This window comes from Streptomyces sp. NPDC037273, from assembly GCF_055603625.1.
Map to the genome: position 1 here is coordinate 113,004 of NZ_JBVJVO010000002.1, position 12,757 is coordinate 125,760.

A 12,757-nucleotide genomic window follows, 5' to 3' on the forward strand; every position below is an offset into this window, starting at 1 on the left:
CCGCCTGTGACCGGAGCGCGCACGGGGCAGCCGCCCGCGATCGGAGACCGCATACGACGGCCGCCCGCTCCCTGAGGGGGACGGGCGGCCGTCGGGGTCCGGCGGGTCAGCCGTTGCGCGGGCCGGGGAAGGCGGGCGGGCGCGGGTCCTCGCGGAGGGAGGCGCTGCCCGAGGTGGGCTGCGGGGGCATCGAACGGGCGGCGGGCACCGCGGGGAGCGTGCGGGTCACGCCCGGCTCCACCGTGTGGTCCTGGTCCACGGCGACGCTCTGCTGGGGCGCGCGCCGGGCGCCGTAGCGGCGGTGGACGGCCTGCTTGGTGACTCCGAGGGCGGAACCGACCGCGTCCCACGAGAAGCCCAGCGAGCGGTCGAAGTCGACCGCGGCGGTCACCAGGGTCTCGACGCTGTCCCGCAGCTCCTGGGCGAGCCGTACGGTCGGGGCGGGGGCGCGGCCGTAGACGACGAAGCCCGTCGACGGGCCGGAGCGGCGAGGGCGGTAGACATTGCCCAGCTGGGCCGTGAGCGTGCGCAGTGCGTCCACCTGCCGCCGGACCCGCTCGATGTCCCTCACCAACAGGTGCAGACTCGCCCGGGCTTGGGCGTCGTGGGTTGCGTGGTCGGCCATGTGAAAGCCTCTCGAACCGGCGTGTGTAAGGGGCGGGTCGCAAGGGGGGAACGACGACCCGATTCGGTCAATCTCTCTTGACCAACGCGCCACCGGGAGTTGGGTCACGCTGCGGGGGCGTACACGCATATGCACGGGGGCGCTCGTCCTTCCGTACGCCCCCTCGGGGACTCGCCCGTAGACTGGTGCGTCGCTCGCAACGCCCCCGGACAGACAGGCAGTCGCCACCCATGAAGCTCGTCTTCGCAGGCACCCCCGAGGTCGCCGTACCCGCCCTGGACGCCCTGATCGCCTCCGGCCGGCACGAGGTCGCGGCCGTGGTCACCCGCCCGGACGCCCCGGCGGGGCGCGGCCGGCGGCTGGTCGCGAGCCCGGTGGCCCAGCGGGCGGAGGAAGCCGGGATCGAGGTCCTGAAGCCGGCCAGGCCGCGCGACGAGGACTTCCTCGCCCGGCTGCGGGAGATCGCGCCGGACTGCTGCCCGGTCGTCGCCTACGGCGCGCTGCTCCCCAAGGTCGCCCTCGACATCCCGGCCCGCGGCTGGGTGAACCTGCACTTCTCGCTGCTGCCCGCGTGGCGCGGCGCGGCCCCCGTGCAGCACTCCCTGATGGCCGGCGACCAGGTGACCGGCGCGTCCACCTTCCTCATCGAGGAGGGCCTCGACTCGGGCCCGGTCTACGGGGTCGTCACCGAGGACGTCCGTCCGACCGACACCAGCGGTGACCTGCTGACCCGGCTCGCCTTCGCGGGCGCGGGACTGCTCGCCGCGACCATGGACGGCATCGAGGACGGCAGCCTCCACGCCGTCCCGCAGCCCGTCGAGGGCGTCACCCTCGCCCCCAAGATCCAGGTCGAGGACGCGCACGTCGACTTCGGCGCCCCCGCTCTGCGGGTGGACCGCGTGGTGCGCGGCTGCACCCCGGCGCCCGGCGCCTGGACGGTCTTCCGCGGCGAGCGCCTCAAGCTGATCCAGGTCGCCCCGCTTCCCGACCGCACCGACCTGACCCCCGGCGAGCTCTCGGTCGGCAAGAACAACGTGTACGCCGGCACCGGCTCGTACGCCGTCGAGCTGCTCTGGGTCCAGCCGCAGGGCAAGAAGCCGATGAAGGCCGCGGACTGGGCCCGTGGCGTCCGGATCGCCGCGGGCGAGCGCCTCGGGGCGTAGCGCGTCCCCGGGTCCACGCCCTCGGGCGCGGGCCCGGGCCCGGCGGACGTAGGCTTGGTGGGGTCGACCACCTCTTCGGCGGCCGACACGTTCGACCTCGTCATTTCGTCACGCGGAGCACCTTTGAGCGAGCAGGCACGTCGCCGTCCCCACAAGCCCTACCGGAGGCCCCAGAAGGACCCGGTCAGGATGCTGGCCTTCGAAGCGCTGAGGGCGGTGGACGAGCGCGACGCCTACGCGAACCTGGTGCTGCCGCCGCTGCTCAGGAAGGCCCGCGAGAAGGGCGAGTTCGACGGGCGTGACGCGGCGCTGGCCACCGAGCTGGTCTACGGGACGCTGCGGCGCCAGGGCACGTACGACGCGATCATCTCGGCCTGTATCGACCGCCCGCTGCGCGAGGTCGACCCGCCCGTCCTCGACGTGCTGGCGCTCGGCGCGCACCAGCTGCTCGGCACCCGGATCCCCACCCACGCCGCCGTCTCCGCCAGCGTCGAGCTGGCCCGGGTGGTGCTGGGCGACGGCCGGGCCAAGTTCGTGAACGCCGTGCTGCGCAAGATCTCGCAGCAGGACCTCGACGCCTGGGTGGCGCAGGTCGCCCCGCCGTACGACCAGGACCCCGAGGACCACCTCGCCGTCGTCCACTCGCACCCGCGCTGGGTCGTCTCGGCGCTCTGGGACTCGCTCGGCGGCGGCCGCGCCGGCATCGAGGACCTCCTGGAGGCGGACAACGAGCGCCCCGAGGTCACCCTGGTCGCCCGGCCGGGCCGCGCCACGACCGAGGAGCTCGCGGCGGCCACCGAGACGCTGCCGGGCCGCTGGTCCCCGTACGCGCTGCGGATGTCCGAGGGCGGCGAGCCCGGTGCCATCGAGGCGGTGAAGGAGGGCCGGGCCGGCGTCCAGGACGAGGGCAGCCAGCTCGTCGCCATCGCCCTGGCCAACGCGCCCCTCGAGGGCTCCGACGCCCGCTGGCTCGACGGCTGCGCGGGCCCCGGCGGCAAGGCCGCCCTGCTCGCCGCGCTGGCCTCCGAGCGCGGCGCCGCGCTGCTCGCCTCCGAGAAGCAGCCGCACCGCGCCCGGCTCGTCGAGCGCGCCCTCGCCGGCAACCCGGGGCCGTACCAGGTGATCGCGGCGGACGGCACCCGGCCGCCGTGGCGCCCCGGCACCTTCGACCGGGTCCTGATGGACGTGCCCTGCTCCGGTCTCGGCGCGCTGCGCCGCCGCCCGGAGGCCCGCTGGCGGCGCCGCCCCGAGGACCTGGACGGCTTCGCGCCGCTCCAGCGGGCGCTGCTGACCGAGGCGCTGAGCGCGGTGCGCGTCGGCGGCGTGGTCGGGTACGCGACCTGCTCGCCGCACCTGGCGGAGACCCGGGTGGTCGTCGACGACGTCCTGAAGAAGGTGGGCGGCGCCGAGCTGATCGACGCCCGGCCGCTGCTGCCCGGAGTGCCCGCGCTCGGTGAGGGCCCGGACGTCCAGCTGTGGCCGCATCTGCACGGTACGGACGCGATGTACCTGGCGCTGCTGAGGCGCACCGCCTGACCGCTATCTCCCGGTCCGTCCCGGGTCACGCCTCGTCGTTTCGTACCGAAATTGGTCTGGACCGGATTCGAAACGGCTCAGCGGCAAAGAAGTACCCAAGAACGTGGGAGGCTTGGCACATGGCGCAGATCAACCCCAGCATCCTGTCCGCGGACTTCGCCCGGCTCGCCGATGAGGCGAAGGCCGTCGGAGGTGCCGACTGGCTGCACGTCGACGTGATGGACAACCACTTCGTGCCCAACCTGACGCTCGGCGTGCCGATCGTCGAGTCGCTGGCCCGGGCGACGGACACCCCGCTCGACTGCCACCTGATGATCGAGGACCCGGACCGCTGGGCCCCGCAGTACGTGGAGGCCGGCGCCGGCTCGGTGACCTTCCACGTCGAGGCGGCCGCGGCGCCGGTGCGCCTCGCGCGGGAGATCCGGGCCAAGGGCGCGCGCGCCTCCATGGCGCTCAAGCCGGCCACGCCCATCGAGCCCTACGAGGACCTGCTCCCCGAGCTCGACATGCTGCTGATCATGACCGTCGAGCCCGGCTTCGGCGGCCAGGCGTTCCTCGACATCATGCTGCCCAAGATCCGCCGTACCCGGGAACTGATCTCCAAGCACGGCCTGGAGCTGTGGCTCCAGGTCGACGGCGGGGTCGCCGAATCCACCATCGAGCGGTGCGCCGAGGCGGGCGCCGACGTCTTCGTCGCGGGCTCCGCGGTGTACGGCGCGGCCGACCCGGCCGCCGCCGTCGCCTCGCTGCGGGCCCGCGCCGAGGCCGCCACGGCCTCCGCCCCGTGGGCATGTGGCCACTGAGCCTCCGGCGGATGAACGCGGTCCGTCGGGCCGCCGACAGGACTGATCAAGGCACGCCGGATCTGACAGGATGAACGGCGAGTCCAGAGTGTGAACCACATCGGAACGTGACTTCCGTACGTGAACAGCGGTACGTGAACAGCAGTGAGGAGATCGCGGTGGCGGGAATGTCGGCGGGACGGTCAGCCCTGCGGATGGGCCCCGCGGAGCTGGTGCAGGCGGCGGCCATGGCCCGCCGCTTCTACCTCGAGGGCAAGTCCAAGATCCAGATCGCCGAGGAGTTCGGCGTGAGCCGCTTCAAGGTGGCCCGGGTGCTGGAGACCGCCCTGGAGCGCGACCTCGTACGGATCGAGATCCGCGTACCGGCCGAGCTGGACGCCGAGCGCTCCGACGCGCTCCGCGCCCGCTACGGGCTCCGCCACGCCGTCGTCGTCGAGTCCCCGGCGGAGGGCGACGACGAGTCGCCCGACCCCGAGAACCTCGGCGAGGTCGCGGCCGACCTCCTCGGCGAGCTGGTCACCGAGGGCGACGTCCTCGGCCTGGCCTGGGGCCGCTCCACCATCCACATGGCGGCCGCCCTCGACCGCCTGCCGCCCTGCACCGTCGTCCAGCTCACCGGCGTGTACGACGCCGGAACCGCCGAGCGCGGCTCGGTGGAGGCCGTACGGCGCGCCGCGCAGGTCTCCGGCGGCGAGGCCCACCCCATCTACGCGCCCATGCTGCTCCCCGACCCGGCGACCGCCGCGGCGCTGCGCAGCCAGACCGGCATCGCGCGGGCCTTCGAGTACTTCGACAAGGTGACCGTCGCCTGCGTCTCCATCGGCTCCTGGGAGCCGGGCATCTCGACCGTCCACGACATGCTCTCGGACGCCGAGCGCGCCCACTACGCCTCGCTGGGCGTCGCCGCCGAGATGTCGGCCCACCTCTTCGACGCCGAGGGCCGCCGGGTCGGCCGGGACCTGGGCGAGCGCTGCATCACCGTCGAGGCGGACCGGCTGCGCCGCATCCCCGAGGTCGTCGCCATCGCGGGCGGCCAGCGCAAGGCGGCGGCGATCGGCGCGGTGCTCCGCTCCGGGCTCGTCACCAGCCTCGTCACGGACCGCGCCGCGGCCGACTACCTGCTCACCGAGTCCAGCCCCGGCACGCACCCGGCGCTCGACCGCAAGGACCCCGACGGCGGCTGACGCCGACGCGGCCCGGTCCGCGACCGGGTGAACCAAGGGGCCGGAGCTATCCCGTAACGGTATGTTCGGGACATGTTGCTCCGGCCCCCACGCGTGCTCCTCGCGCTCGTCCTCGCCGTCCTCCTGGCGTCCTTCCTGGGCGGGTGCTCCTCGGAGAGCGGCGGCGCCGCGTCCGGGCCGACCCGCACCGCCACGGCGAGTGCCGCCGCCGCGCCCACCGGGAGCTCCGGCCTGCCGACCCTACGGGTCCAGGACCTGCCGGCGGAGGCGCGGAAGACCCTCGACCTCATCGCGCAGGGCGGCCCCTTCCCGTACACCAAGGACGGCACCGTCTTCGGGAACTTCGAGGGCATCCTGCCGCGCGAGGACCGCGGCTACTACCACGAGTACACCGTGCGGACCCCGGGGGTGAGCGGCCGTGGAGCGCGCCGGATCGTCACCGGGAAACAGGGCGAGAAGTACTACACCGACGACCACTACGAGACGTTCCGGGAGGTGGTCACGGATGAGGCTTGACGACCCCGTCGTCCTCGACCTGACCGGGGTCACGGACAAGGCCGAGCTCATGGACCGCTGCGCCACCGCGCTCGGTCTGCCCGACTGGTTCGGGCGGAACTGGGACGCCCTGGCCGACTCCCTCGGTGACCTGCCCGAGCCGGTCACCCTCGTCGTCACCGGCTGGCAGAGGTACGCCGGCGAGAGCCCGCGCGAATGGCGGACCGCCCAGGACGTCTTCGCCGCGGCGGTCGACGAGCGCCCCACCCGCCTCACCGTCCTCCTCGCCCTGGGGGACGCCTTCGGAGGATCGCACGAACCACCTGCCGCCAGCCTCGGATGATTCGCCCTGGACTGGTATGCGTAGAGCCGTGGGACAATGAACTACGTGCTTTTTCCCCTGGCTGAAATGCCTAGGGGCCGATCCGAACGACTGGGATGTCAGCACGTGCGTTTCCTCAATGACGTCAAGCCGCCCTACGACCTGACGTACGACGATGTCTTCATGGTGCCGAGCCGCTCGGCCGTCGGTTCCCGCCAGGCGGTGGACCTCTCCTCGCCGGACGGAACCGGTACGACGATCCCGCTGGTCGTCGCCAACATGACCGCCATCGCCGGCCGCCGGATGGCCGAGACCGTCGCCCGCCGCGGTGGCCTCGTCGTCATCCCCCAGGACATTCCGATCGAGGTCGTCACCGACGTCATCACCTGGGTCAAGAGCCGCCACCACGTGCTCGACACCCCGATCGTCCTGGAGCCGCACCAGACCGTCGCCGACGCGCTGTCGCTGCTGCCCAAGCGCGCCCACGACGCCGGTGTCGTCGTCGACGAGCACCGCCGCCCGGTGGGTGTCGTCACCGACGCCGACCTGTCCGGCGTGGACCGCTTCACCCAGCTCTCCGAGGTCATGTCCAAGGACCTGCTGCTCCTGGACGCCGACATCGACCCGCGCGAGGCCTTCAACACCCTCGACGCCGCCAACCGCCGGTACGCCCCGGCCGTGGACGCGGACGGCAAGCTCGTCGGCATCCTCACCCGCAAGGGCGCCCTGCGCGCGACCCTCTACAGCCCCGCCGTCGACAAGGCCGGCAAGCTGCGCATCGCCGCCGCCGTCGGTATCAACGGCGACGTGGCGGGCAAGGCCAAGCAGCTGCTCGACGCGGGCGTGGACACCCTCGTCATCGACACCGCGCACGGCCACCAGGAGTCGATGATCTCCGCGATCAGGACCGTCCGGGCGCTCGACCCGCACGTCCCGATCGTCGCGGGCAACATCGTCGCCGCCGAGGGCGTCAAGGACCTCATCGAGGCGGGCGCGGACATCATCAAGGTCGGTGTGGGCCCCGGCGCCATGTGCACCACCCGCATGATGACCGGCGTCGGCCGCCCGCAGTTCTCGGCCGTCCTGGAGTGCGCCGCCGAGGCGAAGAAGTACGGCAAGCACGTCTGGGCCGACGGCGGTGTCCGTCACCCGCGTGACGTCGCCATGGCGCTCGCCGCCGGCGCGTCCAACGTCATGATCGGCTCCTGGTTCGCCGGGACGTACGAGTCCCCCGGCGACCTCCAGACGGACGCCCAGGGCCGCGCCTACAAGGAGTCCTTCGGCATGGCCTCCGCCCGCGCGGTCAAGAACCGCACGAGCGACGAGTCCGCCTACGACCGCGCCCGCAAGGCGCTGTTCGAGGAGGGCATCTCCACCTCGCGCATGTTCCTCGACCCGCAGCGTCCGGGCGTCGAGGACCTGATCGACTCGATCATCGCGGGCGTCCGGTCCTCCTGCACCTACGCCGGTGCCGGCTCGCTCGCCGAGTTCGAGGACAAGGCCGTGATCGGCATCCAGTCCGCGGCCGGCTACGCCGAGGGCAAGCCCCTCCACGCCAGCTGGAGCTAGTAGCCCTATCCGTCCGCGGGCCCCCGGGAGCTTTCCTCCCGGGGGCCTGCGGCGTTCCCGGGGGCCGGTACGTACGGGCGCAGTGCCGCCGCCACCGCCCGGGCGATCCGGGCGTGGCCCCCGTCGTTCGGGTGCAGGCCGTCCGCCAGGTGCTCCGGGCCGAGGAGCGGGCGCCCCGGCAGGACCAGGAGCCGCCTGTCGCCCTCCGCCGCCAGGTCGCGGCCCGCGCGCTCCATCGCCCTGCGCAGCTCCGTGAGCGTGGCTCCCAGGGCGTTGCGGGTGTGCTCGGCTTCGGGGCGCAGCACGGGCGAGACGATCAGCAGCGGCGTGTCCGGGTGGCCCCGGCGGACCAGGCCGACGAAGGCCCGCACGGTCGCGTACAGCCAGTCGGCGGTGGCCGGGACCCGGGACCAGCAGTTCGTGCCGAAGGCGAGGGTGACGAGGTCACCCGGGAGCCGGGCCAGGTGTTCGGCCAGGGGGAGTTCGCCGCGCGCGCCGCCGGCGTAACCCAGGTTGACCGGGTCGAGGCCGAGCAGCCGGCCGGTGGTGGCGGGCCAGGAGTGCGCGGGGCGGGTGGACCACCATCCCTCGGTGATCGAGTCGCCGTGCACGAGCCAGCGGGGCCTGGCGGGGGCGGGGGAGACGGCGCCGCCGACGGCCCGCAGCGCGAGCGGCACCGGAGCCTGGCTCTCCGGCGGATGGACGGCGAAGTCACCACCGCCCGCGGGCAGCCGGAGCGTGACGGTGCCCTCGGCGGCCGGGGCGACGCAGGTCTCGCCGACGAGCCGGGTGCCCTGCCAGAGCGCGAAGCAGTGCCGCAGGGCGGCGAGCGGGTCGTCGCGCCGCGGGACCTCCGCCCGGTAGCGCAGCTCCACCGCGCGCGTGCCGGGAGAGGCCGTGAACTCGATCCGTACGCCGATCGGCAGCGCGGCCCGCGCGGTGATGTCCCACGGCAGCCGTTCGAGGTCGTCCGGGTCCGCGCGCACGGGCCGCGGACCGTCCAGCCAGGCGGTGCCGCGCAGGAACGGTGCCGGGTCGAGCCAGCCCACCGGGGCCTCCGATCGTGGGTCGCCGGGACGGCCGCCGGAGCGGTCGTCGGACGTCGTCGTCAGGAGCTCGCAGGGTCGGTCATCGGGCGCGAGGAGTCCAGAGGCTTACACAGGCCGGTTCACCCCTGATGTGTCGATTCATGCGGGGGAGCGCAATGTTTCCCCGTCTGCTTCGCGAGCGCGCAATGATCATCCGCCAGTGCGCAACAACGATGCATTACGAGTGCGAAGCTCTGACCCTTAGGCTCATGCCCCGTACCAGGAGTGGCGGCGACCGCCTGCTCGGCGGTTCCCCTTCCCCCGTGGGCCTGTTCCGGCATGCCCCCGTACCGCCGCGGTCGCCTCCGTACCCACAGGCAGCGATAAGGAGCCTCCGCAGTGCTGGATCAAGGCGCAGCCCCACCGGTCGTCGACCCGACCACCCAGAAGACCTCCGCTCTCGGCGCACTTCTCCGGCGCAAGCCGGTCGAAGCGCTGGTCGCGGAGGGTGGACAGGGTGAGGGCGGCAGCCTCCGCCGCTCGCTGTCCATGTGGCAGCTGACCATGATCAGCATCGGTGCGACGCTCGGCACCGGCATCTTCGTCGTCCTCGGCGACGCGGTGCCCAAGGCCGGCCCCGCCGTGACGATCGCCTTCGTCATCGCCGGTCTCACGGCGCTCTTCTCCGCGCTCTCGTACGCCGAGCTGGCCGGCACCATACCGGTGGCCGGCTCCTCGTACTCGTACGCGTACGCAACGATGGGCGAACTCGTCGCCTGGGTCTGCGGCTGGTGTCTGGTCCTGGAGTACGGCGTCTCCGTCGCCGCCGTGGCGGTCGGCTGGGGCGAATACCTCAACGAGCTGCTCGACGGCACCATCGGCGTCACCATCCCCGACGCGCTCTCCTCCGCCCCGGGCGAGGGCGGCATCATCAACCTGCCCGGCCTGATCGTCGTCCTGCTCGCGATGGTCTTCCTGCTCGGTGGCGCCCGTGAGTCCGCCGTGGTCAACACGGTCATGGTCATCGTGAAGATCGCCGCGCTCGCCCTCTTCTGCGCCATCGGCTTCATGGGCTTCAAGTCCGGCAACTACGAGGACTTCATGCCGCTCGGCGTGGCGGGCGTCGGCGCCGCGAGTGCCAGCCTGTTCTTCTCGTACATCGGCTTCGACGCCGCCTCCACGGCCGGCGAGGAGGCCAAGAACCCCAAGCGCGACCTGCCGCGGGCGATCATGCTCTCGCTGCTGATCGTCACCGTGCTCTACGTCCTCGTCGCGGCCGTCGCCGTCGGTGCCTGGCACTGGAAGGCCTTCGACGGCTCCGAGGCCACCCTCGCGGCGATCATGAACGACGTCACCGGCAAGACCTTCTGGGGCACCCTGCTCGCCGCCGGCGCCGTCATCTCCATCGCCAGCGTCGTCCTCACCGTGCTCTACGGCCAGACCCGCGTCCTCTTCGCGATGTCCCGCGACGGCCTGGTGCCGAAGGCCTTCGGCAAGGTCAGCGCCAAGACCGGCACCCCGCGCGTCAACACGGTGCTCGTCTCCCTGTTCTGCGGCGCCCTCGCCTCGGTCATCCCGCTGGGCAAGCTCGTCGACGCCACCAGCATCGGCACCCTGTTCGCCTTCGGCCTGGTCAACATCGCGGTCATCGTGCTGCGCTACAGCCGTCCCGACATGCCCCGCAGCTTCAAGGTCGCGCTCGGACCGGTCTTCCCCGTCCTCGGCTTCCTCTTCTGCGCGTACAACATGTTCAGCCTCGACGCCGTCACCTGGGTGGTCTTCGGTTGCTGGATGGCCGCCGGGCTCGTGTTCTACTTCCTGTACGGCATGCGCCGCTCCCGACTGGCCACCGCAGCGTCAGCAGCATCAGCAGAGAAGTGATCCACCCGTAGTGCGACTCAACGACCTCGACGAACGCATCGTCCACGCCCTCGCGGAAGACGCCCGCCGCAGCTACGCCGACATCGGCTCGCTCGTCGGACTCTCCGCCCCCGCCGTGAAACGGCGCGTGGACCGGCTCCGGGCCGAGGGTGCCATCACCGGCTTCACCGTACGGGTGGACCCGGCGGCGCTCGGCTGGGAGACGGAGGGGTTCGTCGAGATCTACTGCCGCCACAACACCTCGCCGGACGACATCCGGCGAGGTCTGGAGCGGTACCCCGAGGTGGTGTCCGCGTCGACCGTCACCGGTGACGCGGACGCCGTCGTCCAGGTCTTCGCCTCGGACATGCGGCACTTCGAGCGGGTCCTGGAGCGCATCGCGGGCGAGCCGTTCGTGGAGCGCACCAAGTCCGTCCTGGTCCTCTCGCCGCTGCTGCGGCGCTTCTCCTCCGGCTCGCCCGCCTGAGGGTCTACTCCGTCGGGTAGACGAACTCCCACGGGGTGACCCGGAAGTCCCCGGTGCCCTCCTTCACCTTCTCGAAGGGGGCGCCGCTGAGGCACGGCTGCACCTTGTCCTTCTTCGGGTCGGCCGTCATCCAGGTGTAGCCGAGCCGGTCGGGGCCGCCCTCCACGTCGTGGACCGTCACCCCGACCCGCGCCTTCCTGAACTCCTTCACGTCGGTCTCGACGACGACACCGGAGACGACGGCGACCTTGCCGCCGGTGGTGAGGCAGTCCACCTCGACCTTGGCGTAGCCGCCCCAGTCGCCCTTGTAGTGGCTGAAGCGGAAGGTGCCGGTGGCCTTCATCGGATCCTGCCGGTCCCGCTCGGCCAGGTGTGCGTCGAAGGAGAAGGTGATGTCGTCCCCGGCCGGCCGGTAGAGCTTGGCGGTGCCGGTCAGGGCGGCGGCCTCCGAGACCGCCGCCGACGAGGCCGCCGGGGCGGCGGCCTCGTCGGCCGACGCGGCGGCGACGCCGCCGGCCCCGACGGTGAGCAGTACGGCGAAGGCGACGGCGACGATCTTCGTACGGCGGTTCATGATGCGGTCCTTTCGGCAGGTCAACCGGACGACCACCACTCTTCCTGCTCGCCCGCCGCCGGGCGTCGGGCCGTGGGACGGTCCTCGCCTCCGCCGCGCGGCGGGGGAGCCGTACGACCCCGGGCGGAGCCGTACGCAACGAATCGCCGCGATGCTCGCCCATCGCGCAACGGTTCGACGGTCGGTCCGCAACGCTCCCGCCTTGTCCCGACGGAGCGCGAAACCGTACCGTTTTTGACGTCTTCCCCTTGTACTCAGACCCCCCGAGGATCGCCCATGCCCGCGCTGCGCACCGCCCTGCTCCAGAGCTCCGGTGAGCTCGGTGACGTGGCCGCCAATCTCAAGATCCTCGACGAGGCCGCGGCGCGCGCCGCCGCCGCCGGAGCGGGCCTGCTGCTCGCCCCCGAGCTCTTCCTCACCGGCTACGCCATCGGAGCCGATCTGGCGCGCCTGGCCGAGCCGGCCGACGGGCCCTCCGCCCGCGCCGTCGCCGCCATCGCCGTCCGCCACGGGCTCGCCGTCGGCTACGGCTACCCGGAGCGCGACACCGAGCGGCACGGGGTCCTCTACAACTCGGCGCGGCTCGTCGGCGCCGACGGGGTCCCGCTCCTGAACTACCGCAAGACCCACCTCTTCGGGGGCTTCGAGGCGACCTGGTTCACCCCCGGTGACGAGGCCGTCGTCCAGACCGAGCTCGGCGGACTCACCGTCGGCCTGATGATCTGCTACGACGTCGAGTTCCCGGAGAACGTACGGGCGCACGCGCTGGCCGGCACGGACCTCCTCCTCGTGCCGACCGCGCTGATGCACCCCGCCGAGGTCGTGCCGCTCTCCGTGGTGCCGGTGCGCGCCTTCGAGAACCAGCTGTACATCGCGTACGCCAACCGCGCGGGCTCCGAGGGAGACTTCGAGTTCGTCGGCCTCTCCGCGCTCGCCGGCCCCGACGGCACCGCCCGCGCCCGCGCCGGGCGCGCCGAGGAGCTGGTCATCGGCGACGCCGACCCCGAGCTCCTGGCGGCCTCCCGCGCGGAGAACCCCTACCTCCGCGACCGGCGCCCCGGCCTCTACGGCCCGCTCGTCTGAGCCGCCCCCCCCAGCCTTCCCGACCCGC

13 protein-coding genes are annotated in these 12,757 nt (G+C 72.7%); 10 read left to right on the forward strand and 3 right to left on the reverse strand.

Annotated elements, in window-relative coordinates; translation table 11 throughout:
• Positions 1–106 precede the first annotated feature (106 nt).
• A complete protein-coding gene (locus ACZ7G1_RS05730; RefSeq protein WP_470879262.1) occupies positions 107–625 on the reverse strand; it encodes a hypothetical protein in 519 nt (172 codons plus the stop codon).
• Positions 626–855: 230 nt separating this feature from the next.
• Here ACZ7G1_RS05730 and fmt point away from each other — a divergent pair, with 230 nt between their 5' ends.
• The 7 genes from fmt (at position 856) to ACZ7G1_RS05765 (ending at position 7,697) form a co-directional block, all read left to right on the forward strand.
• On the forward strand, positions 856–1,788 hold the full coding sequence (gene fmt / locus ACZ7G1_RS05735; protein WP_470879264.1) for a methionyl-tRNA formyltransferase: 933 nt from the start codon (positions 856–858) through the stop codon (positions 1,786–1,788).
• 123 nt (positions 1,789–1,911) lie between these two features.
• The gene (locus ACZ7G1_RS05740) at positions 1,912–3,324 is read left to right on the forward strand and encodes an RsmB/NOP family class I SAM-dependent RNA methyltransferase (protein ID WP_470879266.1); all 1,413 of its coding nucleotides are present in this window, start codon (positions 1,912–1,914) and stop codon (positions 3,322–3,324) included.
• Positions 3,325–3,443: 119 nt separating this feature from the next.
• Complete coding sequence (rpe, locus tag ACZ7G1_RS05745) at positions 3,444–4,127, forward strand: ribulose-phosphate 3-epimerase (RefSeq protein ID WP_033203260.1); 684 nt, start codon at positions 3,444–3,446, stop codon at positions 4,125–4,127.
• A gap of 167 nt (positions 4,128–4,294) precedes the next feature.
• Positions 4,295–5,311, forward strand: coding sequence for a sugar-binding transcriptional regulator (locus ACZ7G1_RS05750; protein WP_470879334.1), 1,017 nt, complete (start codon positions 4,295–4,297; stop codon positions 5,309–5,311).
• Between the two features lie 72 nt (positions 5,312–5,383).
• On the forward strand, positions 5,384–5,827 hold the full coding sequence (locus ACZ7G1_RS05755; RefSeq protein ID WP_470879268.1) for a guanyl-specific ribonuclease: 444 nt from the start codon (positions 5,384–5,386) through the stop codon (positions 5,825–5,827).
• Positions 5,817–6,149: a barstar family protein gene (locus ACZ7G1_RS05760; RefSeq protein WP_470879270.1), complete on the forward strand. Its 333-nt coding sequence runs from the start codon at positions 5,817–5,819 to the stop codon at positions 6,147–6,149. Before ACZ7G1_RS05755 ends, ACZ7G1_RS05760 begins: the two co-directional genes overlap by 11 nt.
• A gap of 105 nt (positions 6,150–6,254) precedes the next feature.
• On the forward strand, positions 6,255–7,697 hold the full coding sequence (locus ACZ7G1_RS05765; protein WP_470879272.1) for a GuaB1 family IMP dehydrogenase-related protein: 1,443 nt from the start codon (positions 6,255–6,257) through the stop codon (positions 7,695–7,697).
• Between the two features lie 5 nt (positions 7,698–7,702).
• On the opposite strand, the gene ACZ7G1_RS05770 is transcribed toward ACZ7G1_RS05765, so the two are convergent.
• Entirely contained in the window at positions 7,703–8,746 is a 1,044-nt protein-coding gene (locus ACZ7G1_RS05770) for a GDSL-type esterase/lipase family protein (RefSeq protein WP_470879273.1), read from the reverse strand.
• 378 nt (positions 8,747–9,124) lie between these two features.
• On the opposite strand from ACZ7G1_RS05770, the gene ACZ7G1_RS05775 reads away from it, so the two are divergent.
• A complete protein-coding gene (locus ACZ7G1_RS05775; protein WP_470879275.1) occupies positions 9,125–10,606 on the forward strand; it encodes an amino acid permease in 1,482 nt (493 codons plus the stop codon).
• A gap of 10 nt (positions 10,607–10,616) precedes the next feature.
• A complete protein-coding gene (locus ACZ7G1_RS05780; protein ID WP_015032260.1) occupies positions 10,617–11,072 on the forward strand; it encodes an Lrp/AsnC family transcriptional regulator in 456 nt (151 codons plus the stop codon).
• A gap of 4 nt (positions 11,073–11,076) precedes the next feature.
• Here the strand turns inward: ACZ7G1_RS05780 and ACZ7G1_RS05785 are convergent, their stop codons facing one another.
• Complete coding sequence (locus ACZ7G1_RS05785; protein ID WP_470879277.1) at positions 11,077–11,646, reverse strand: Repetin; 570 nt, start codon at positions 11,644–11,646, stop codon at positions 11,077–11,079.
• A 276-nt stretch (positions 11,647–11,922) separates the two neighbouring features.
• On the opposite strand from ACZ7G1_RS05785, the gene ACZ7G1_RS05790 reads away from it, so the two are divergent.
• Positions 11,923–12,729 (forward strand): carbon-nitrogen hydrolase family protein, encoded by an 807-nt coding sequence (locus ACZ7G1_RS05790; protein WP_470879279.1) that lies wholly within the window; start codon positions 11,923–11,925, stop codon positions 12,727–12,729.
• Positions 12,730–12,757 lie beyond the last annotated feature (28 nt).

Coding starts and splice junctions, on each gene's coding strand:
- ACZ7G1_RS05730 (WP_470879262.1), bottom strand. CDS start 625: ATGGCCGACCACGCAACCCACGACGCCCAAGCCCGGGCGAGTCTGCAC.
- fmt (WP_470879264.1), top strand. CDS start 856: ATGAAGCTCGTCTTCGCAGGCACCCCCGAGGTCGCCGTACCCGCCCTG.
- rpe (WP_033203260.1), top strand. CDS start 3,444: ATGGCGCAGATCAACCCCAGCATCCTGTCCGCGGACTTCGCCCGGCTC.
- ACZ7G1_RS05750 (WP_470879334.1), top strand. CDS start 4,295: ATGTCGGCGGGACGGTCAGCCCTGCGGATGGGCCCCGCGGAGCTGGTG.
- ACZ7G1_RS05755 (WP_470879268.1), top strand. CDS start 5,384: ATGTTGCTCCGGCCCCCACGCGTGCTCCTCGCGCTCGTCCTCGCCGTC.
- ACZ7G1_RS05760 (WP_470879270.1), top strand. CDS start 5,817: ATGAGGCTTGACGACCCCGTCGTCCTCGACCTGACCGGGGTCACGGAC.
- ACZ7G1_RS05785 (WP_470879277.1), bottom strand. CDS start 11,646: ATGAACCGCCGTACGAAGATCGTCGCCGTCGCCTTCGCCGTACTGCTC.
- ACZ7G1_RS05790 (WP_470879279.1), top strand. CDS start 11,923: ATGCCCGCGCTGCGCACCGCCCTGCTCCAGAGCTCCGGTGAGCTCGGT.